9 protein-coding genes and 2 pseudogenes are annotated in these 20,539 nt (G+C 67.1%); 5 read left to right on the forward strand and 6 right to left on the reverse strand.

The features are described from left to right. Positions 1-57: 57 nt before the first annotated feature. On the reverse strand, positions 58-8,688 hold the full coding sequence (locus ACH4UK_RS36650) for a DNRLRE domain-containing protein (protein WP_398363529.1): 8,631 nt from the start codon (positions 8,686-8,688) through the stop codon (positions 58-60). Positions 8,689-9,200: 512 nt separating this feature from the next. Between ACH4UK_RS36650 and ACH4UK_RS36655 the strand changes: the two genes are divergently transcribed. After that, a complete protein-coding gene (locus ACH4UK_RS36655) occupies positions 9,201-9,710 on the forward strand; it encodes an MmpS family transport accessory protein (RefSeq protein WP_398363531.1) in 510 nt (169 codons plus the stop codon). Then, a complete protein-coding gene (locus ACH4UK_RS36660) occupies positions 9,707-12,085 on the forward strand; it encodes an N-acetylmuramoyl-L-alanine amidase (RefSeq protein ID WP_398363533.1) in 2,379 nt (792 codons plus the stop codon). The genes ACH4UK_RS36655 and ACH4UK_RS36660 overlap by 4 nt, the downstream gene beginning before the upstream one ends. A gap of 112 nt (positions 12,086-12,197) precedes the next feature. On the opposite strand, the gene ACH4UK_RS36665 is transcribed toward ACH4UK_RS36660, so the two are convergent. Next, entirely contained in the window at positions 12,198-12,656 is a 459-nt protein-coding gene (locus tag ACH4UK_RS36665) for a hypothetical protein (RefSeq protein ID WP_398363535.1), read from the reverse strand. Positions 12,657-12,786: 130 nt separating this feature from the next. Between ACH4UK_RS36665 and ACH4UK_RS36670 the strand changes: the two genes are divergently transcribed. Both ACH4UK_RS36670 and lepB read left to right on the forward strand, forming a co-directional pair. After that, entirely contained in the window at positions 12,787-12,975 is a 189-nt protein-coding gene (locus ACH4UK_RS36670; protein WP_398363537.1) for a hypothetical protein, read from the forward strand. Between the two features lie 263 nt (positions 12,976-13,238). Then, positions 13,239-13,826 (forward strand): signal peptidase I, encoded by a 588-nt coding sequence (gene lepB, locus ACH4UK_RS36675; protein WP_398363538.1) that lies wholly within the window; start codon positions 13,239-13,241, stop codon positions 13,824-13,826. A gap of 786 nt (positions 13,827-14,612) precedes the next feature. Here the strand turns inward: lepB and ACH4UK_RS36680 are convergent. The 4 genes and pseudogenes from ACH4UK_RS36680 to ACH4UK_RS36695 form a co-directional block, all read right to left on the reverse strand. Next, positions 14,613-15,242, reverse strand: coding sequence for an RNA polymerase sigma factor (locus ACH4UK_RS36680; RefSeq protein WP_398363540.1), 630 nt, complete (start codon positions 15,240-15,242; stop codon positions 14,613-14,615). A gap of 149 nt (positions 15,243-15,391) precedes the next feature. Further along, positions 15,392-15,835: a hypothetical protein gene (locus ACH4UK_RS36685; RefSeq protein ID WP_398363542.1), complete on the reverse strand. Its 444-nt coding sequence runs from the start codon at positions 15,833-15,835 to the stop codon at positions 15,392-15,394. A 312-nt stretch (positions 15,836-16,147) separates the two neighbouring features. Further along, a pseudogene (locus ACH4UK_RS36690) lies at positions 16,148-17,472 on the reverse strand (IS701 family transposase). A gap of 197 nt (positions 17,473-17,669) precedes the next feature. Beyond that, positions 17,670-19,372: pseudogene (locus ACH4UK_RS36695) on the reverse strand (ISAzo13 family transposase). A gap of 378 nt (positions 19,373-19,750) precedes the next feature. On the opposite strand from ACH4UK_RS36695, the gene ACH4UK_RS36700 reads away from it, so the two are divergent. Continuing rightward, positions 19,751-20,137, forward strand: coding sequence for a DUF3592 domain-containing protein (locus tag ACH4UK_RS36700; RefSeq protein ID WP_398363544.1), 387 nt, complete (start codon positions 19,751-19,753; stop codon positions 20,135-20,137). Positions 20,138-20,539 lie beyond the last annotated feature (402 nt).

The following is a 20,539-nucleotide window of genomic DNA, read 5'->3' on the forward strand; positions in this document are numbered from 1 at the left end:
TCGAAGGCTTGGACCGGGGGGGCGTGTCAGATATGCGACACGCCCCCCGGTCTCACTCTATGGGGTGTTGTAGACCGGCACCGAACCGCTGGCGCCGCTCGAACTGTTCCAGGTTATGTCGAACCGGTCCGGCATCGGATCGGTGGCACTGGGGTAGTGCACCATGACCTGGTAGAAGACGGTGTTGCCGCTGTTGATCTGCTCGGCCACCGCGTCCTCCACCCTCGCCATCGCACCCCGGTTCACTTCACCGTGGATCGGCGCCAGGTTCCTGATGTCCGTACCGGAGCCGCCAAAACGGCTGGCGATCAGGTGACCTCGCTCCAGGCCCTTCCGATAGAGCGGACCACCCTTCTGCATCGCCTTGGGGATGTACAAGGGGTCGTCGGTCGGCCAGACCGTTCCACTGCCGAAGATCCCGCCGTCCCCGTAGACCTCGCCGGTCCCCTTGTCCACGTTGTTGGTGTCGTGCCAGTTCAGACAGCCGATTGCCCCCTGAGCGCGTCCCGCGTCGTCGAGCGGCATGTAGTAGATCATGCTCTGACGACTGTCCTTGCAGCCCTGGTCCTGGAAGGGGAACCGGGTGACGCCGCCGGTCCATTCCTTCTGGTCGTCCGGTTTGACGAGCAGACCCTTGCCGTAGTCCGGCGTGGCACCGGGCTCCGTCTCGTACCCGTTGGGCGCCGTCTCGTTGTACCAGCCGATGCCGGTGAGGAACGTGTCGGCGATGGACAGCCATCCGCCCTTCGTCTTCTTGGTGGCGTCCGATACGAGGTCTCCGACTTTGTCGATGACGTCGTCACAGACGGAACACCCGAAGATGTGGCCGTCCAGTTCGACATTGCTGACGGGGTTGCCACCGGTGAAGGCGTAGCGGTTCCCAGTGAAGGGGTCCGACCCGAGTCCCATGTCCGAGAGGGCCCCGTTGTACATGTCCCGGCTGGTGAACCGGTTGAGTCCCGGGCTGTAGTCCCTGAACCCCATGTCGTAGGTGCCGGTCTGCGCGTCCCAGCGCTTGGCGTTGAAGCGGTAGGGGTTGTAGGCATCCTTGGACGGATCAGCCGCCTCCGGCTTGTCGATGCCGGTGAACTCGTCCTTGTCGTCGGAGCCGTAGGCGGTGTAGCCGTAGGTCGCCTTGGTGTCGCCTTCCCTGTCGGTCAGCGTCTCGACGTCGGTGTGCGAGTTGTAGCCGTAGAAGCCGTCCTCGCTGGTTCCGTCGGCGTTATGGCTGACCTGGGAGAGACGCTCGCCCCACGGGCTGTACTGGTAGGACTTGGTGAGCTCGCCGGCGACTTCCTCACCCAGTACCTCGCTGGACATGCCGAGGTAGTTGAAGTCGGTCGTCTTGCCGTCCGCCGTCTTCGACGCGGTGCGGTCCAGCGGGTCGAACGTGAACTTTGTCGACTTCAACGCGCCTGTGTCGTCCGCCTTCTGGGACTCGACGATGTGGTCGAAGCCGTCGTAGACGCTGCGCTCGACGATCTTTCCGCCGGCAGTGACCGACTCTTGACGGCCGAACGGGTCGTAGGTGTAGCTCGCGGTCGAGCCTCCTACTGTGGCGGTCAGCAGCCGGTTGCGGTCGTAGTCGAACGTCGTGGAAACGCCCTTGACCGACTGGCTGATGACGTTGGCGTTATCGTCGTGGACATAGGTGTCGGTGCCCGCACCCGTGCCCGTCTTGACCGACTTGGCGAGTCGGTTCGCCGGGTCGTAGGTGTAGTCCGTGGTGGAGTCGAGGTACGCCGCGTGATTGTCGGCGTTCATCTTCTTTGCCACGTCCTGCGCCTTGTTACCGTTGGCGTCGTAGGCGTAGGTGTGTGAGGAGACGAGGGTGCCGGAGCCCTTCTTCTCCGTCGTCGACTTCAGCGCGCCGTTGAGGTAGTAGGTGGAGTCGACCGTGTTCTTGTTGGCCTTGGTCTCCTGGAGTTTCTGACCGCGGTCGGTGTAGGCGTAGGAGCTCACCTTTGGTGAGGCATCGGACGCCGTCTTGCCGACCGACACCGTCTTGACCTGCTCTCGCAGGTCGTAGGTGTACTTGGAGAACTGGTCGGGGTGGGTGACCGTATCCGTCTGGCCGTTGGCGTCGTACGTGTACGACGTGACCTTCTTCTCCGCGCCGGCCAGCGCCTCCGTCACCTTCGCGACCTGGTTCAGGCCCGTGTATGTCACCGTGTAGGCGTCGATTTTCGCGCCGGACGAGGTGTCGTCGACCGAGGTGAGGTTGCTGTTGACGTCGTAGGCGTAGGCGAAGGTGTGCTTTTCGCTGTCGGTCTCACCACTGGTGTCACGCACCAGCTTGACCGCGTCCGCGACAACCGCACCACCGCTGTTCTGAGCCAGTTCGAGCTTGCTGGCCTCGCCCTGCTTGAGGGTGTAGCTGCCCAGGTCGACCCAGGTGCCGGTGTTCGCCGTCTGGTCCTTCGTCACCGAAGGCTCGGTGGTGGTGCCGTGCTTGAGGGTGTACTTGGCGGTGGTGGCGGCGCCGGTAATTTTCGGGTACTTCACGTACGCCGTGTACGTGCCGTCCTTGGGGATGTTCAGGGTCCAGGTGAAGGCATCCGCGCCTGTGCCCGCCGTGTGCGTCCGGTGGTTGTAGCCCTGCTGGCCAGTGAGGTCTCCCGTCGCCCACGTACCGGTGGAGGAGGTGTGCTGGGTGTCGGAGTTGTCGACCAGCACGACCGACTTGCCGACCGGCACACCGTCGTCGGACTTCGACTTGAGCTTGCCGTCGGGGTAGTACGACCACGCCATCGTGCGGTCCGAGGAGCCGCCCGCCGAGGTCAGCGTGCGGGCCTTCTGCTGGCCCGTCTCGGTGTAGTCGTAGGTCGTGGTGATGTCCCACGGATCGGTGGACTTCCTCGTCCAGCCGTTGTCGAAGTACTCGTAGGTGGTGTCGTTGCGGACCGTCTCACCCGCGGAGGGCGGCAGCGAGGTCTTCGCCACCCGGCCCACGGGGTCGTACGACGTCTGGGTGTAGACGTCCGCCTTGTTGTAGCGGCCGTCCGCCGGGTCGAACGGCTGGAACTGCTTGACCGGACGGTTCAGCGCGTCGTACTCGGTGCGCTGCGCGAAGTCGTCCGCGGTGCCCGTCGTCGCGGTGCCCCGCGGCGTGATGACCTTGGTGGTGTTGCCGACCTGGTCGTACTCGAACTGGGTCTTGCGGAACGTGGTCGCGGAGTAGGGGGCGCGGATCTCCTTCTGCTTGCCGCGCTTGTCGTAGTCGAAGAACGTGGAGTTGTTCTCGGCGTCCTTGGTCTCGACGACCAAGGAGTCCTTGTTGTACGTCCGCGAGGTGGACTTGCCGGCCGCGTCCGTGACCGTGGTGACCCGGTGGTTCAGGTCGTAGGCGGTCATGGTCATGTAGTCGTCGGGGTCGGCGGTGGCGTTCTTCTTCGGATCCACCACCTGGGTGAGATTGCCGACGTTGTCGTACGTGTAGGAGATCCTGTCGCCGTCCGCGTTGACCGCGGAGAGCAGCTGGTAGACCTCGTCATACGTGTTGGTCGTGACGTAGTCCGTCGCGTCGGACGTGGTCAGCGAACCCTTCGGCTCGGTCGTCGTCCTGAGGTTGCCGACCTTGTCGTAGGTGTACGTCGACTTCCGCTCGCCGGATGTGGAGGTGTCCTTCGGCGCCGTGGCCGAGGTGATCTGGTCCGCCGCGTCGTACACCGCCGTGGACACCGCGCCGTTGGGCGAGGTCGACGTGGTGGTGTTGTCGTTGGCGTCGTACTCCGGCTCCGGGGTGGTGATCACGACCCCGGCTTCCTTGGGCACCGTCGCGACCTTGGGACGCCCGAAGGTGTCGTAGGTCTGGGTGACCTTCTTGCCGAGCGCGTCGGTGACCTCCTTGACCTGACCCCGCTCGTCGTACACGTAGGACGTCGCGTTGCCCAGTGCGTCGGTGATCGTCGCCGGGTAGCCCGTCGGGCCGAAGTCGCTGTTGATCGTGGGGTTGCCCTTGGCGTCGATCACCTTGGTCAGCTGACCGTAGGCGTCGTACTCGTTCTTGGTGGTGTAGTCGTCGGCCGTCGCGGTCGCGACGCCCTCCGGGTCGGTGACCGTCTTCAGGTTGCCGAACGAGTCATAGCCGAACTGCCATTTGTTGCCCTCGGGAGAGGTCTTCGTGTGGAGATCGGCCGAGAAGCCGTCCAGACGTGTCTGGTAGCGGTACTGCTGCGAGTTCGCTGGGTACGTTCCCGGAGCGCAGTCGGCCGCGGGCGGCACGCCTGTCTTGTTGTTCTCCGCGTCGCGCTGCCAGAGCGGGTAACCCGTCTTCTGGTCATAGCAGTACGCGGTCTTGGCGCCGTTGTCCTCCTCCATATACGTGACGTTGTTGTCTGCGTCCCAACTCATCTTCGTCGTCTGGGACCTGGCATTCGTGGTCTGCACGGGACGGCCGAAGTCGTCAGTCACGTGGGTCGCCATATGGGTCTCCGCGTCCGTGACCCTGCTCCGGGTGAACTTCGCGTTCGACGCGTCGACCGCGTAGCCGAAGCCGGTCGCGCCGTTCAGCCGGTCCGTGACCGTCTTCGTCCACCAGTGGTACTTCGGGTTGTCACCAGACTGCGGGGCGTAGTACGCCAGGGACGTGCCGTTGCCGCGCGGGTCGGTGACCTTGACCAGCTTGACGTTCTTGTTGCCCTGGGTGGCGTCGTACGTGAACTTGAAGTTCTTCGGCTGGGAGCTGCCCACACCGTCGGTGAACTGCCCGAGCAGGCCCTTGTCCGTGTAGTAGAACTCGACCCTCCGGCCAGAGATGTCGGTGACCGAGCGGACGTGGTCGTAGATCTTCGAGTTGTTGAGGCTGCCGGTGTCCGAGGTCAGCACACCGGAATTGTTGATGTACTGGTAGCCGTTCTGGCCCTTGTCCCAGTACTCGACGCTCAGCGACTGCCGACCGGTGGGGTCGGTGATGTACTTGAGGAACTTGGTCGGCTTGTTGTTGGACTTCCGCTCCTCGTAGGTGAACAGCTGTGTGTTGCCGTTCTTGTCGACTGTCGAGGTGAGGTAGCCGTCGCAGCCGAACAGGAACCGGGTCCCGTCCGGGCGGGTCATCGTCCAGGCGTCCGGGATCGGGTCCTTGGCCGGGGTGCAGTCCAGCCCCGCCTTCATGGTGACGCGGTAGTGAACGCCCGCCGGGGCCTTCCAGGTGCCGTCTTCCTGCTTGCGGAAGACGTGCGTGGTGCCGTCGCCGTCCGGGAGCCGGATCTCGGACGGATTCGGGTTGGGGTGGAAGTCCAGCGGAGCACCGAGCCGGATGGGGCCGGCGGCCTGGAGGGACCAGCCGTGACCGGCGACCGTGTCAGAGGTGTCCAGGGAGTTGTAGGCGAACCGAGCGAACGTGGTCAGGCCCCGGCCCGGGTTGCTGAACACGTTGTACGACCACACGCTGTTGCCCGACGCGAGGTTGTTCATGACCGTCGAGCCGGCGCCGGTGTTCTTACCCGCGTAGGCGTAGAACTTTTCCATGCCCAGCGAGTTGGACGTCGGGTCCTCCACCGCTACCGGCTGCTTCAGCGGGGTGATCGAGGGGTTGGTGACCGAGAGCCAGGAGCCGTCGGCGACCTTCTTCACGTCCCAGCCGAGGGCGTATTCGGTGCGCTTGCTGCCGCTGTCCGAGTTGATCGGAGTCTTGACCGTGGCCTTGACGGTGGCGGACTCCCCGGGGATCAGGGACGGGACGGCGGTGGCCGCCTGGTTGCCGCCGGTGGTGCCGTCGGTGACGTCGGTGCCGTCGGGCAGCTTCCAGGTGTACGAGAGCTGGCGTTCACCGGCCGCCCAGGCCACGCTAGTGGTGTTGGTGACCGTCATGTCCACGGTGTACGTGGAGTTCGGGGTCATCCGGGCCGGGGTCCGCGGCGCGTAGTACGTGTCCTCGGTGGTCGAGTCGACGTAGATGACTCGCAGTAGCGGGCCGAGCTGGTAGTCGGCGGCCTCCGAGGCCAGCCACAGGGTGCGCTCCTGCTGGGTGGCGTCGGTGTCGCCGGCCAGCTTGACCAGGGCGCCCTTGTTGCCGGCAGGGGTCTTCACCCAGCTCTTGGCGAGTGTGGTGGCGTCCCACCAGTGACGTCCGACCTCCTCGGAGAACTGGGGCACGGTGTCCGAGACGGTGGCCGAGAAGTCGCCGCCCGGAGCGGTCCAAGGGGCCGAGGTAGCCGACTGGTTCCAGGTGGCGGTGGTCTCGTCGAAGGTCTTGTTCAGGCCGTGGAGTTCGTAGACGGCTCCCGCGGAGGTGTTGGTGGTCTCCGATCCCCACATGTACATCCGGCCTTCGAGGACGGTGGCCGTGGTGGGAATGGCTGTGGTGTTGAACTTCAGCGCGGCACGGGTGGTGCCGTAGGTGCCGGAGTTGTCACCGGTGCTCAGCCACTTCTGGCCGACCCCGAAGGACTGGATGGTGTCCTGGTTGGTGGTGGGCTGCTGGGAGGAGAGCGTGGTGTCGGTGACGTCGTCGGTGCCCTGGAGCAGGCGCATGGTGCGGCCCGGCTTGGGGATGCCGACGGTCCGTGTCGGGGAGCCGAGTAGCTGCCCGTCTGCGGTCTTGACGGCGATCTGGTAGTAGTACGACCGGCCGACCTCCGGTGTTCCGGCCCCGTTCGGGGACGGCGCGGCGGTGGTGTCGGTGTATGTGGTCGCGGTCTTGGCGATCGGCGCCACCAGGGTCGCGGGCGAGGGGGTGAACGCCTGTTGGGTCGACCGGTGCAACTGGTATTCGGCGATCTCCAGCTCGGTGTCCCCGCTGTTGTTCTTGTACGCGGGCCAGCTCAGTTCGGGGCCGGTGGAGTGCACGACCTCCGGCGAGTTCAGCGACGTCCCGACCTTGCCGTAGGTGACGGTCAGCCGCGGGATGGTCGCCGTCTCTCCCCCGTAGGTGGAGCCGTCGGCAGCCTCGTAGCGCGGGCCACCGGTCGGCGCGGTGGCCGACTCGTCGGTGGCCTTGAGCACGAAGCCGTGGTTGGCGGCAGTCCCCGACACCCACTTCTGAACGGTGTCGGTCACCGGGAAGTTGTGCCACTGGTTGTACTCGCCGGTGTTCTTGACGATTGAGGCGGGGTTCACCAGGCGCACGGCGTCGGCCATGGTCCGCTTGGTGGAATCGGCCGTGTCGCCCAGGACGATCTTGTCGGCGTTGCCCTTGTTGAAGTCCAGCTGGGTGCTGGTCAGGGCCTTCCACGCCGACGTGGTCCCGACCGTCTGGTCGACGGTGTAGTTGTGGGTCAGCCCGTCGTGGAGGACCTTGTAGGGGGCCGCGGCGGTGTTGTCGGCGTGCGGCGAGTAGTGCGCCTCGACGCGGTAGGACGCCGTCTCGGCGATCCGGGGCTGGTAGGTGTAGCTCTCGCCGGTGGCCGCGTTCTTGTTGTACGCGTAGTCACTGCCGACGTTCGCTGTGCTGGTGGTGGCGACCCTCGGCCACTCGCCGACCGCGGCCGTGCCCGCGTCACCGTCGTCGATCTGCACGGTGGTACCGGACAGCTCACCCACCAGTCCGCTGGTGTTGGACCAGGTGGCGCCATCCTCGGTCCAGGTGCCGGTGGCCCGGTAGGCGCCGATGGTGACGTCGCTGGCGTTGGTGGTGTGCGACTGGTCGAAGTACATGCCCAGGCGGGCAGAGTCGACCTTCACCCCTGCCGGGATCTCCGACAACGGGAACTCCACCAGGGAGCGGGATATGCCGGTGTCGGTCTTGCCCGCCGACATCTTCCACGTGGTGTTGAAGTTGGTGGACGGCTGGTCCGAGAGGACCATGGTGTCCTTCGAGCCCGTGGCGTCCGGGGTGATGGTGATCGTCGGGTCGATCACGACCGGGTAACGGCGGTCCTTGGCGGCCAGCCACTTGGTGTCCGGGAGGACCGTGATCTTCCAGTCGTCTCCGGCCCTGGTCAGCTTCTGAGTGACCTCGGTGCTGTAGGTGCCACCGGTCGGGGACTTCGTGTCCTTTGCCGCGTCCGTCATGTACGGGGCGGGGATGACCATCACCGGGGTCTTCGGTGCCTCGCCGAAGAGGGCGATCGAGCCGTCCTTGCGGGACTTCGGTGTCAGGCCGCCCGCGTCCAGCGTGAAGGTGAACTTCACCGGTCCGTCCGGGCGCTCGGTCAGGACGATGTTCTCCTTGACCTGGCCGGGCTCGACCACGTATTCCAGGTCTGCGCCCTCGACGGCGTTCGCGTAGACGACCTTGGCGCCCTTGGCCGTGGGCTTCAGGTTCTTGCCGCCGGAGGTTGCTGCGGTGTCCAGGCCGAGGGTGACGGACTCGCCACCCACGCCTTCGATCCGGACCAGTTCACCCGGCTCGGACCCGAAGTAGGTCCGGCCCATGTTGGCCGTGTTGGCGTACTCGAAGTTCTCCTTCGAGGTCTCCCGCACGGAGACGTCGATCGGCTTCCAGGACTTGTCCTTCTCGTCCTGGTACGCGGTGGGCACCGCGGTCAGTTCGGCCTCGACACGTCCGTCTGAGAGCTCGAAGAACCGGGCGCTGGGAGTGCGCCGGTTCTTCAACTCCTTGACCCGCTTCGGCTCGGGGTCCTTCTTGCCCTTGGGCAACTTCTCGCGGCTGGACATCTCCAGGGCGTTCGCCGGTTCGGGTTCTTCCTCGTCGGTGAACCAGTCCTTGACGGCGTCGAAGACCCCTGCCTTCCCGCCCCCGTTGCCGCTTGAATCCGCTGCTGCCGCCGGTGTCACAAAGACCATGGGTGGGAGCAGAGTGCCCACCACGGCCGATGCGACGAGACCGGCAAACAGTCTTCGGTGTCGCGTTCTCACGTACGGTCCGCCCTCTTCTTCGCGCCATGGGCGCTGCATTTGAGCTACCGGTAACCGGGTCCGGACGCTTGGGCTGCTTTCGGGCATGCCAAAAGCGCGATCGGATTCGGGATCGGAGCGCAGTCGATGAATCAAAGCGCGTTCTACACACGTAGATGACACGACGTCAACAGGGCGGATTAATGGGACTCTTTACCGAACATGACTCGAAATCTCCCAGTTCACCTCATTGCCGCGACACGGGATGGGTGAATTGTCCGTGCAGTTTCATGCGGTACGCAGTGTGAGGTATAACCAGCCGGATTTAACCCTCGTTCGCTCTCGGAGGCCCCTGCGGGAAAACCGCCGACGGTCTGTCCCTTCGTGCGCGGGATCCCTCATTTGACCGGTCGAGCAATTCGCGCCCGGGTCGCCTCTCGATCGGAGACATCTCCTACCTCATGAGTACTGACACCCTGGACAACGATGCCGCGCGTGAGACGGAATCGGCTGAACCCCGCTCCGCGGGCTCCGGCACCGACAGCCGCACGCTGATCGCCGTGACCGCCCTGCTACTCGCTGCGGGCGCCATCACCTACGGCGTCTTCGCCTCCCGCGGCGAGCCGCAACCGAAGCCGGTACCGACCGCCGCCGTCAGCTACGAGGTCAGCGGTTCGAGCACCGTGAAGATCGACTTCATCGCACACGGTAAGCAGGCCAAAAGCCTCACCCTGTCCGGCTCCGACCTGCCCTGGCGCAAGAACGTCAAGGTGGCGCTCGGTACCGAGCCGACCGTCCGCATCGTGCTCGACGGCAAGGGCGGCGACGCCGGGTGCGCCGTCGCCGTCCGCGGCAAGCACGTCCAGCGGTCCACGGCGACCGGCCCGTACGGGCGGGCGACGTGCAGCGCTCCGCTTCCCGACGCCCAGAACACCTCCGGCCTCGCCGACGAGAACGGCGAGACCCCGTGAATCTCACCCGCAACGCCCTCGCGGCCGCCGCTCTTCTGCTCGCCATGCTTCCCGCCCCCTTCGCCGCGGCGGCCGCGCCCGGTGACGCTGGTGAGCCCCGTACCGGCTCCCTCACCACGCACAGGGTCACGGATGGCAGGGGCGGCAAGGTGCTCACGCCGCGCGACACCGGGCCGTTCAGCCTGCTCGGCATCACCTGGGACGACCCGCGCGCCCAGCTCGGCGGAAAGGCCGAGGTCCGGGTGCGGGACGCCGAAAGCGGCGCCTGGTCCCCCTGGCGCCCGCTCGACACCGACGTCCGTACCCCGGAATCCGGGCCCGACCACGAAGGCCCTGGCCTCCGGGCCGGAACCCAGCCCCTGTGGGTCGGCTCCTCGGACGGCGTCCAGGCCCGCATCACCGGCTCCAAGCTCCCGCGGGGACTGCGTGTCGACCTGGTGGACCCCGAGGGCGGCCCCTCCCCGGCCCGCACGCGAACGACAGGCACCGCGACGGTGACCGCGACCGCGGCGAGCCCACCCACGATCACCTCGCGCGCCCAGTGGGGTGCCGACGAATCACTGGTCGCCGCCCCTCCGACGTACACCACGGACACCAAGGCGGTGTTTGTGCACCACACCGCCGGCACGAACACCTACACCTGCACCGAGTCCGTCTCTGTGATCCGAGGCATCCTCACCTACCACGTGAAGTCCAACGGCTGGAACGACATCGGCTACAACTTCTTCGTCGACAAGTGCGGAACCCTCTTCGAGGGACGCGCCGGCGGCATCGACCGGCCGGTGTACGGGGCGCACACCTACGGGTTCAACACCGACACCAGCGGCGTCGCCGTACTCGGCGACTTCAACACCGCGAGCACCACACCCGCGGTGCGCGACGCGATCGGCCGGCTCGCGACCTGGAAGCTCGGCCTGTACGGCGTCAACCCGGCGGGCACGGTCGTGATGGCGGCCGGCGCGGACAACGGTAAGTTCACCCAGGGCCAGCAGGTCGTCATGAACCGGATCTCCGGCCACCGCGACGGCTTCCCGACTGAGTGCCCGGGCACCAATCTCTACGGCGATCTGCCCGCGATCCGCACGGCAGCCGCCGGGCTCAACGCTCCTTCGGTTCACGGCGATACGAACGGCGACGGCCGTTCCGACCTTTCCGTGGGTGTGCCGCGAGCCACCGCGAACGGCCGTGCCGGGGCGGGCCAGGTCACTGTGGTGCCAGGCACCCCTGCCATTCCGTACGCCGCCAACCGGTCCGTGCTTACGCAGGAGACCGAGGGGGTGCCCGGCGGCTCCGAGGATGGTGACGGATTCGGTTCGGCGAGCGCCTTCGGGGACTTCGACCGTGACGGCTACCAGGACCTCGTGGTGTCCTCACCCGGCGAGGAGGTCACCGCTGGCGCGATCGACGAGGGCGGCCTCAGTGTCCTGCGCGGGGGACCCAACGGTCTCAATGGCCTGGCGGGCATGATCAACGAGCCTGCTGGGGCCCGCACCGGCAACGCTCGCTTCGGGGCGGCGCTGGCCACCGGCGACTTCGACGGCGACGGCGGCGACGACGTCCTCGCCGTCTCACCCGGAGCGGGCCGGGCCTGGGCCGTGGACGGCGCCGACCGCGCCTTCTCCGCACCGCTCTCCCTCGCCGACGGCCCCATCCAGGACGCCGACGTGACCACCGGGGACTTCGACCACGACGGCTTCGACGACGCGGCGGTGACCTTCCGTACAGCGGACGGCTCCCGGCCACTGGTAGTGGCGCGAGGATCGGCGAGCGGACTGCGCACCGACACCGCGACATCCCTGGACGGCGCCGGGGGCAGCACCGTGGCCTCCGGGGACCTGAACGGCGACGGTTACGCCGACCTGGCAGTGGGCCGACCGGCGGCGCGCTCCGGCAGCGGCGAGATCGTCGCGTACCTCGGCTCCTCCGACGGCCTTCGGACGGCTGGCACGGCGGTGATCGGCAGCACCGATCTCGGCGCGGTACACGGCGGCACCGAGATCGGCGCCTCGCTCACCATCGCTAGCGCCGACGGGGACGAGTACGCTGACGTGCTCGTCGGCGCGCCAGGCGGCGCGGGGCGCGCGTTCCTGCTGAACGGCTCCGTCGACGGGCTCACGGCAAGCCGTGCGATCGCCTTCGTGCAGGGTTCGGGCGGAGTCCCGGGAACTGCCGAGACCGGCGACCGCTTCGGGTCGGCAGTCGACCTGCCCGATCTGAACGGCGACGGCACAGCCGATCCGGCGTTCGGTGCGGAGGGCGAGAACACCGGCGACGGCACGGTGATGACCTTGGCGTCCGGCCAGGGGGCCTCGTACGGGCCCAGCGGCCTCGCGGCCGGCACCGGCCGCGGTATCGGCGCCGTCCTCACCCGATGATCCACCACGACGCTCTCGTGCCTCGGGACCCGACGACTGAACCGCGCTCGGCCATCCGCTCCATTTCTACCCGACACCCGAGGGTGGTGCGCGCATTGCAGCCCATACACCGTCACATCTCGACCGTGCTGGTCTCCACGTGTGCGCTGGCACTCATTACGTCATGCGGACAGCAGAAACCGGTCCCGTCGGCAGCCGCTGGCTCCGGCTCCGTGGTGACAACGAAGCAGACCAAGGCCACGGAGCCCCCGCACGAAGCCGACGCATCCAGCACGGCATCACCGTCGTCTTCCGCGTCGGCGTCGGCGTCGGCGTCCGCATCCGGTTCCGACTCCCGACCCGGTTCCACGAAGGCGGACGCCGGCTCGTCCTCGGCGACCGGAGCCTCCCACGCGCCGAAGTCCGCCGCTGACCCCTCCAGCGAGCAGTCGGCCCCAGCACCTGGCGCCCCCTCATTCCTCGTTCCGGTGACAGTGGGTAACTCCACCCAGCTCATCACTGTGAAGGCAAGCGGCTCGTACGCCACGGTGACGGCAAGGGCAAAGGGAGGCTCGGGATGGAAGCCGGTCATCTCCGCGAGCGGACGAGGTGATTTCAGCGGCATCACGGACGGCGCGACCCGCAGACAGGGCACCTACACGACGCCCACCGGAACGTACGCCATCACCGAGGGCTCCGGGGTGGAAGGGGGCGGCGCGAACATGCCGTACACCCGGGTCGACTCCTCGCACTGGTGGGTCGAGGACCCCGCGTCGGCGTTCTACAACTCGATGCACACCGCGGCGGGCGCCGACTTCCCACTCGTCGAGACCGGGGAGCGGGGAAGTGAGCATCTGATCAACTACCCCGCCCAGTACGCCAAGGCGCTTGCCATCGCCTTCAACCGCTAGCCGGCCGCTCCGGGGGCCGGGATCTTCCTTCACGTCAATGGGCGGGAGCGACAGCCGGTTGCGTCTCGGTCCCGCGGGCCACGATGGACAGAATCATGGCGTGGATCCAGCCCGGCGCCCACCCTCGCATCGCCATCGGCTGACACCGCCCCGGCCGGGGCACTGCCTCCATCGATGAATCGACGAGCAACGGAGAGACCATGCATTCAAGGAGACACCCACCCGTCGGCCGTGGTCGGCTGCTGGTTGTGGGAGCGGCACTCATGGCTCTCGGCCTCGCGGCCGCCGCGGGAGCACTCGTGTCCCTCCAGACCTCGTACACCTCGGTGACAGCCCGGGGCGCGATGGAACCCACCTACCGCGAAGGCACTCGGATCGCAATCGAGAAGGTCGGCGGCACCGCCGTCCGGCGTGGTGACGTCGTGCTCTTCGCTGTGCCGAGCAGGTACGGCGGACTGCCGGTGCTGCAGCGCGTCATCGGGCTCGGTGGGGATCACATCGTTCTCGCGGACGGATCCCTGACCATCAACGGCCGTGCGGTGAGCGAACCGTATGTGAAGTGGGCCGGTGACGGTCCGATCGCCCCCGACGTCGACGTCAAGGTGCCACTGGGCCGTATGTTCCTGCTGGGCGACAACCGCGCGAACTCCAACGACTCCAGGTTCTTCCTCGACGAGGACGCGGGCGCCGTCCCCATCGCCGCCGTCCTGGGCCGTGCGCTTCCGGACAGGAACACCCTCACCTTCCTCGGAGTGACCGCGGTGCTGGGCGTACTGAGCTGCGTCGGCGGAGGCGTCTGCGTGGTGGTCGGTCGTCGGAGGACACCCCCCGTGTCCTTCCTCCGCGCGTGAGCGCCGCAGCCCGCCCGGGCGACCGCGGTGCCCCCACCTGGCCTGCTCAGGAACGCTTGTCTCCTCCACGCGCGTGCTCTCCGCTCCGGCCTCGTGAGGGCGAGGTCGACTGCGGTGCCGTCGGCCGCCCCGGTCCCGCGGCTTCGGTCGGCCTCCGGGGTGCCGGGGGAACCTTCGCTTTCGCTTCGGGCGATGTCGCGCAGTAGTCGCCGACCGCGCCTGCCCCTCCCGCCAGCTCCATGAGTCGTTCGAAGGCGACACCACGATGAGGGCGATTGCCCTGGCTCCACGTACGGCAGAGTGCCCTACGGTTTGCTGCCGGCGCGTCGCGCGTCGGCGCGGACACCGAGGGGCCGCCCGGGGACGGAAGGCCCCGCCCGGACGGCTCGGATGCAGGAGCGGGAGCCGTCTCACCCGGGGTGCGCGGTGCCTCGACACCCGAAGTGGGACTGGGCTGCCGGTCGAGGGTGTCGGTGGGGGCGAACGGAACCGGGAGCACACCGGCACCGGCCGCCATGGCCACTCCGCCGAGGGTCACGCCGGCGAGGGCCGCGCCTAGCCCCGCCCGCAGCGAGACGCTTATGGAGAATCGCCGCCGACCCGGACGCCAGTCGTCGCGCCTGCGGGGACGCTGCGAGCGCAGTTGAGCGGTCGTGCTACGCGCCTCTCGAAATGCCGCCAGCGCCCGTTCCGCCCCCTCACGCCCGGCCTCTCCCCGAAGGCTGTCCGCGAGCATCTCGATCTCAGGCGTGACGGGCACTGCCTCCGATTCCTGTTCCTTACGTGTCACGTCTCATCCCTCAGTGGGCCGGGCATCATGTCCGGTGCACTCGTCGCCATGCTCACAGGGGTCAACTGCTCGGCCAGGCGCTTCAGCCCCCGGTGGGCGGCCGTCCGTACGGCACCAGGACGCTTGCCGAGCACCCGCGCCGCCGTCGGCCCGTCGAGCCCGACCACCACCCGCAGCAGCACTGCCTCCGCCTGGTCCGGCGGCAGTCCGGCGACCCGCGCCAGCGCCGCCCGCGTCGACATCGCCTCCAGCACTGCCTCTACCGTGTCGGCCCGTCCGGGCAGGTTCAGAACTTCCGGTTCGACCAGCAAGGTGGGAGGTCTCCGTTTCTGCCTGCGCAGGTGATCCATCGCCCGGTGCCGCGCGATGGTCGCCGTCCACCCGCGAAATCCGACGGCATCGCCCCGGAATCTCGTCAGATCCCGGGCGATCTCCAACCAGGCATCCGAAGCGACATCCTCCGCATCCGCCCCTACCAGACCCCGCACATACCCGAGGAGACCTGGATGGACCAAGAGGTACACCCTCTCGAAAGCGCCCTCGTCTCCCTCCTGGGCAAGCGATACGGCCCTCCCGAGTTCCAGGTCACGCTCCTGCGTACGCCGTCGGTCCCCGCCCCTGATCACACACGCCTCTTCGATCGCTCAACTCTCGCCCCACTTCTCTCTGCGTTCTGACACACAGAAATGTCACAGGAAGCGGAACCCGCGCTTCACGACTGTGCCTGAGGAACAGCTGTTACCGCGCTGCCTATGTCCGCTCACCTCGGCTCCCCTCATCGGTCAGCCATCGTCGGCATCCTCGGACGACCGTGCAGCAGGAAGTACATCTGCTGGACGGACTCCTCCGGCCCGGCGGCGAACCGATTGGTCACCTTTCCGATCGGGTTCCACGCCCGTCCGTCGGGCATCCGGACACCCACCACCTGCCCGAACAGTTCCCTCTGTCCGGGATCGAAGTCCACCCACTCGGCGCCGGCGCGCCGTACGAGCACCTCGCCCGCGTACGCCCCCAGCCAGAACAGTTCGCCTGCCACCGCACCCTGCTCCGGTCCGGCGGCCCGGAGCCCGTCGACGATACGGTCCACCACGCGAAGGCTCGCGACCGAGTAGTCCAGCGGCAGCCGCTTCCGCGCCGTCACCCTCCGCACGAACTCCGCGACCCCGACCCGCATCTCGACGGCGGAAAGAAGCCGTCTGCCGTTCCCGCTCGCATCCATCGCATCCCCCAGACTTCGCGCACGGCCGGGCACCTGTAGAACGCCCGGCGGGGAACTCCTCCGTCCCCACTCACCAAGCGCACCCACGCATCCAAACGTCACAGCAGTCGCCACAACCCATGCGGTGTCCCCCTCCAGATGACCTTGAAGCCCTGACGAGGAGGCCGCGTAACCTGGCCGGCCCCTACGTCCGGCTGTCATCGGTGTGATGCGAGAACTCGGCCTTCAGGTGATACGAACCGGATCACGAGACACTAGTACTCCAGCCGGACTTCGGTGTATGTCCTGGTCAACGGCTTGAGCGTGGGGATTTTAGCGGGGTGGTGCCGGGTGTGGGCGGGTTCGCCCGGCCTGTCCCGCGAAGGAGTGACCGCGCCGTGTGTAGTGACAGTGGCGGGCCCGGGCCTGGTGTCGGCGGCGCCATCTCGACCACTGCATTGCATGGTTGCCCTGTCGAGCAGGACGTCGGCGGATAGTTGCCAGTAGACGGCGGATCTCAGCCGGGGTGAGGTCCACGAGGTCGGGTGTGTCGTGACCGGCTTTCCTTTTGGCGCTCTTGGGCGGCGGTGACGGCGAAAACGCGTGGGCGAGCATGGCGAGGGTGATGTGCGGGTGCCAGCCGACGTAGCGGCGGACTTCGTACTGGTCCAGGCCGCATTCGTTCTTCGCGCTCTGGAAGCACTCCTCGATTTTCCAGCGGCACCCGGCGACCTGAACGAGATCGGCGACGGTGGCGTCCAAGGGGGCTGATGCGAGGAAGTAGGCGAGCTCGTCGGGCTTGGCGATGCTGCGGCGGGCGAGCATCCAGCGTTGTCGGGTGGGCTCGTCGCCGTCGAACTCTCAGACGGCCGGCAGGCGGGCGGCAGCCCAGTCGTAGAGCCGAGGCCCCTTGGCGCCGTCGCCGCAGGAGAGCCGCTGCCATGCCTCGTCGGGGCCTGGCTGATGAGCTGGTCGATGCGGGGGCCGTGGACCTGCTGGGATTTGGGCACTGCCATGACGTAGGACAGGCCGGCGTCTTCCAGAAAGCGTCGGAAGCGGGAGTCCTGTCCGTAGGCGGCATCGGCCGCGACCCAGGTGACGGGCAGGGGGCCGGCCTGCGCGCGCAGGACCATGGTGCGGGCCAGCTCGTTCTTGGTCGCGAATGGGCGATTTTCGGGGATGCGGGCTGTGCGGCAGCGTTCGGGGTCGTCGGTCCAGGACTTGGGGAGGTAGAGCTCGCGATCGACGAGAGCGTGGCCGCGGGTGGTGGCGGAGGCGGCGAAGACGCCGATCTGGCAGTTCTCGGTGCGGCCGGCGGTTCCGGAGTACTGCCGTTGCACCCCGGCGGAGGTGGTGCCTTTTTTGACGAATCCGGTGTCATCAATGATCAGGATGCCCTCGTCGGTGCCGAGGTGTTCGGCGACGTATCCCTGCAGGTCGTCGCGTATCCCGTCGGCCTCCCAGCGACTCTTCCCCAGGAGGTGCTGCAGCCCGTCAGGGGTGGGGTGCCCGGCGAACTCGGCCAGTTGCCAGGAGTTCTTGCGCCCCACGGGCCCGAGCAGTCCTCGCACGTAGTCCCGCATCCGGCGTCTGGGCTCGACGCGGGGGAAGCGGTGTCCGATCCGCAAGAAGAGTTCTTCCAGCTCTTGTTCCCACACGGAGGCGGGTACGTCATCGATCACATGCGATGGCTGTCCCCGCCGCTGTCACTACACACGGCGCGGTCACTCCTTCGCGGGACAGGCCGGGCGAACCCGCCCCACACCCGGCACCACCCCGCTAAAATCCCCACGCTCAAGCCGTTGACCAGGACATACACCGAAGTCCGGCTGGAGTACTAAGGGCTCGCAGAGAATCAACATGCTGATTTGATTTTCGTGGGACTGCTGTTCGCGAGGAACGCGGTGACGTCAGCGGGTGTGCGGAACCTGGCTGTCGATGGCGGGATGGTGTGGCCCTGCTCGGCCAGGAGGGGCTGCACTTGGCGAACGGCTCTGGTGAGGGTGCTGCCGTTGACTCCGAAAAGCTGTGCGAGTAGGTCTCGGGTACCGAGTTTGCGCTGGTAGAGCACGGTGGCCAGGATTCTGTCGGCGGAGCTCAGCTTGTCCTTGGCCCCGGCGCCGCGAGCCCGGATGCGGTCGCCTCCTCGTTGCTGGAGCCGTCCTTGCTCGCGTAACTCATCGAGTTTCGGGGCGAGCTGGTCGACGAGTTCGTCCAGTGCCGGTTCGGGCATGCCGGTCAGTTCCGGGTTGCGTAGACCCTCGGTGCCGGGCTGTGGGGCTGGGCCGGCTGATCGCGGCTTTCTGGCCGCATCGGCTGTGGCTGTGGCTGTGGCTGTGGTGTCGCGGGGCGGGGGGTGGAGGGTGTAGTTCCAGTCGCCGTGGAAGCGGTGCCGGCGCATGGGCAGGGCGTCAATGTCTCTGTCGGTGATTTTGATGCCGGTGTCGTAGGTGCCCAGGTCGAGTTCGGCGTGAACGGTCAGCCCTGTGCGGGTGGTGGTCGCCGCGATGCTGTTCACCATGACGTCATGGCTGGTCAGCGGGCGGCCTCGCCAGTTCATGGAGATGTGGGAGAACAGCCGGTGCTCGATCTTGTTCCACTTCGAGGTGCCCGGCGGCATGTGGCAGACCGTGATCTCCAGGTCGGCCTCGGCGGCCAGGGCGGCGAGTTCGGTCTTCCAGGCGCGGGTGCGGTTTCCGTTGGAGCCACCCGCGTCCGCGGTGATCAGCAGCCGGGTGGCTCGTGGGTAGTCGTAGCTTCCACGGCCCTGCCACCAGCGGCGGATGGAGGCGACGGCGAACGCCGCGGTGTCGTGATCGGTGCCGACGTTGACCCAGCCGGTATTCGCGGCGACGTCGTAGATCCCGTACGGGATTGCCTTTCCCGGCCCCTGCCGGTCCAGGAAGTCATGGGTCCTGACCTGGGCCGGCAGTCCTTTCGGATGCCACTCGCGGCCTCCGTTCTTGTACTGCCCGACCAGCTCCTTCTTCTTGGTGTCCACACTGATCACCGGGTCGCCGACGGCCATATGCTCCTTGGCCCGGTCGTTGATGTAGCGGAACTGGGCATCCCGGTCGGGATGCTGGGTGCCCTCGAGGGTCTTGGCGTTGGCCTGCAGACTGAAACCCTCCTCTCGTAGCAGGTCGGCGACGGTATCTGCAGAGATGCGGTGCCCCTGGCGCGTGAGCTCGCCGGCGAGTTTGCGTGTCGATTTCGTCGTCCATCGCAGCGGCGACATCGGATCCCCGCGCACGTCCGGCTCGACCAGCGCCAGCAGCGCGGATCGCAGCCCTGGATCCACCTCGGCCGCCCGGTTGCGCCCGCCACCGGGACGACGGACCCGGCCCAGCGGTTCTGCCCCTGCCTCCAGTCGTCCACACCCTTTCGGACGGTGGTCTCGCTGACCTCGGCGGCCTGGGCAACGGCCCGGATCCCGCCGTGTCCCAGGATTCGAGCCTCGGCGCCCATCAACAGGCGCCGCTGCCGCTCATCCAGATGTGGGAACAGCACCTCAAACTTCAACGCGAGTTGGCTGCGGACCTCGCCGGATATGCGCATACCACACCAACGAGCCGAACCACGGGAAGCAACACCTTGATTCTCTGCGAGCCCTTAGCTTCCCTTTCCGTGATGGAGCACCAGGGCGAGACGGCATGTGGTAGATCCAGCCGGACCTACAGGTGTTCGGTGCACCGGTGGGTCATCGTGGAGTCAGTCCTGCGTGTGCTGAACACCGAGGACGGGTGTGGCTGCTGAGGACTGTGTCCTATGTGGTGAGGTGGATGTTGGTCCGTTCTGGCCTCGTCGGTGTCTCCGCACATCCCACCGCCTTCACCAGGAACCCCATCCAATCGATGTAGCGTCCTCTCCTGCGACAGGAGATGGCCGAAGAGCCGTCCAAAACATGGAAAAGGGAGGCAAACGGTGTGGGTTGCGATGTCGCTGCTGGGAGGTGTCATCCTCCTCGGGTTCGGCACCCGTGAGGCCACGATCCAGTCCCGCCTCCGACGAGAAGGGATCCGCGCCGGGGGCTTGGTGATCCGCCACCACCGGAGTAGCTCCGGAAAGGTGCATGGGACTGTCTTCTTCGCGGTGGTCGAATTCGTTGATGCGCTGGGTAGTCGGCACACATTCCAGGCCGGGTCATCCGGAGTTAAGGGCCTTCCCGTGGGCAGTGGGGTCCCGGTGGTCTACCTTGCCGAGGCCCCGAAGACCGCGCGAATCAATCTCACCAGGAGAGGGATTGGGGAAGTCGCGTCCCTCCTCGCCGGCGGCACCCTGTTCACGGTCATCGGGATCTGGATGCTCGCAACCGGCCGTTGAGTTTGTTCCTCAGACCGTGACGGCCGTCGACCACAACGACCGCAGTTGGCGCCGGCAGCGCAGGCAGGTCCGTCCGTCTGCAGTTGAGGCCCGCGGTGTACTCCTGCGGGGAGTCGGCGACTGCGATGGAACTGCAGGTCGAAAGTGTCCTCCTTGCCGTCGCGGCCTACACGCCGTTCGCCCGCCGGGCGCTGCACTGACCCGTTCAGCCATTACGAGGGCGCCGTCACCGTCTGACGGTGTTGGTCGGAGGCCGAGAACCGGGCCTTTCGTCTCTCCGCCTCTCAGGTGCACTAGGGCCTGTCTGAAAGAGCGTTTTGTCCTGACAGGGGTGCTTCGTTGCAGTTCAGGTGGCAGGCCGCTTCGGGCCGGCTGAGGCGGTAGACGCTTGTCGTGGCAGAT

It is taken from the genome of Streptomyces sp. NPDC020884 (assembly GCF_044333935.1).
Lineage (GTDB): Bacteria > Actinomycetota > Actinomycetes > Streptomycetales > Streptomycetaceae > Streptomyces.

Bases quoted from the DNA above. Each gene is read 5' to 3' on its own strand.
- ACH4UK_RS36650 (WP_398363529.1), bottom strand. From the start codon at position 8,688: ATGGTCTTTGTGACACCGGCGGCAGCAGCGGATTCAAGCGGCAACGGG.
- ACH4UK_RS36700 (WP_398363544.1), top strand. From the start codon at position 19,751: ATGTCGCTGCTGGGAGGTGTCATCCTCCTCGGGTTCGGCACCCGTGAG.
- ACH4UK_RS36665 (WP_398363535.1), bottom strand. From the start codon at position 12,656: ATGACCGGCTTCCATCCCGAGCCTCCCTTTGCCCTTGCCGTCACCGTG.
- ACH4UK_RS36655 (WP_398363531.1), top strand. From the start codon at position 9,201: ATGAGTACTGACACCCTGGACAACGATGCCGCGCGTGAGACGGAATCG.
- ACH4UK_RS36670 (WP_398363537.1), top strand. From the start codon at position 12,787: ATGCCGTACACCCGGGTCGACTCCTCGCACTGGTGGGTCGAGGACCCC.
- ACH4UK_RS36685 (WP_398363542.1), bottom strand. From the start codon at position 15,835: ATGGATGCGAGCGGGAACGGCAGACGGCTTCTTTCCGCCGTCGAGATG.
- lepB (WP_398363538.1), top strand. From the start codon at position 13,239: ATGGCTCTCGGCCTCGCGGCCGCCGCGGGAGCACTCGTGTCCCTCCAG.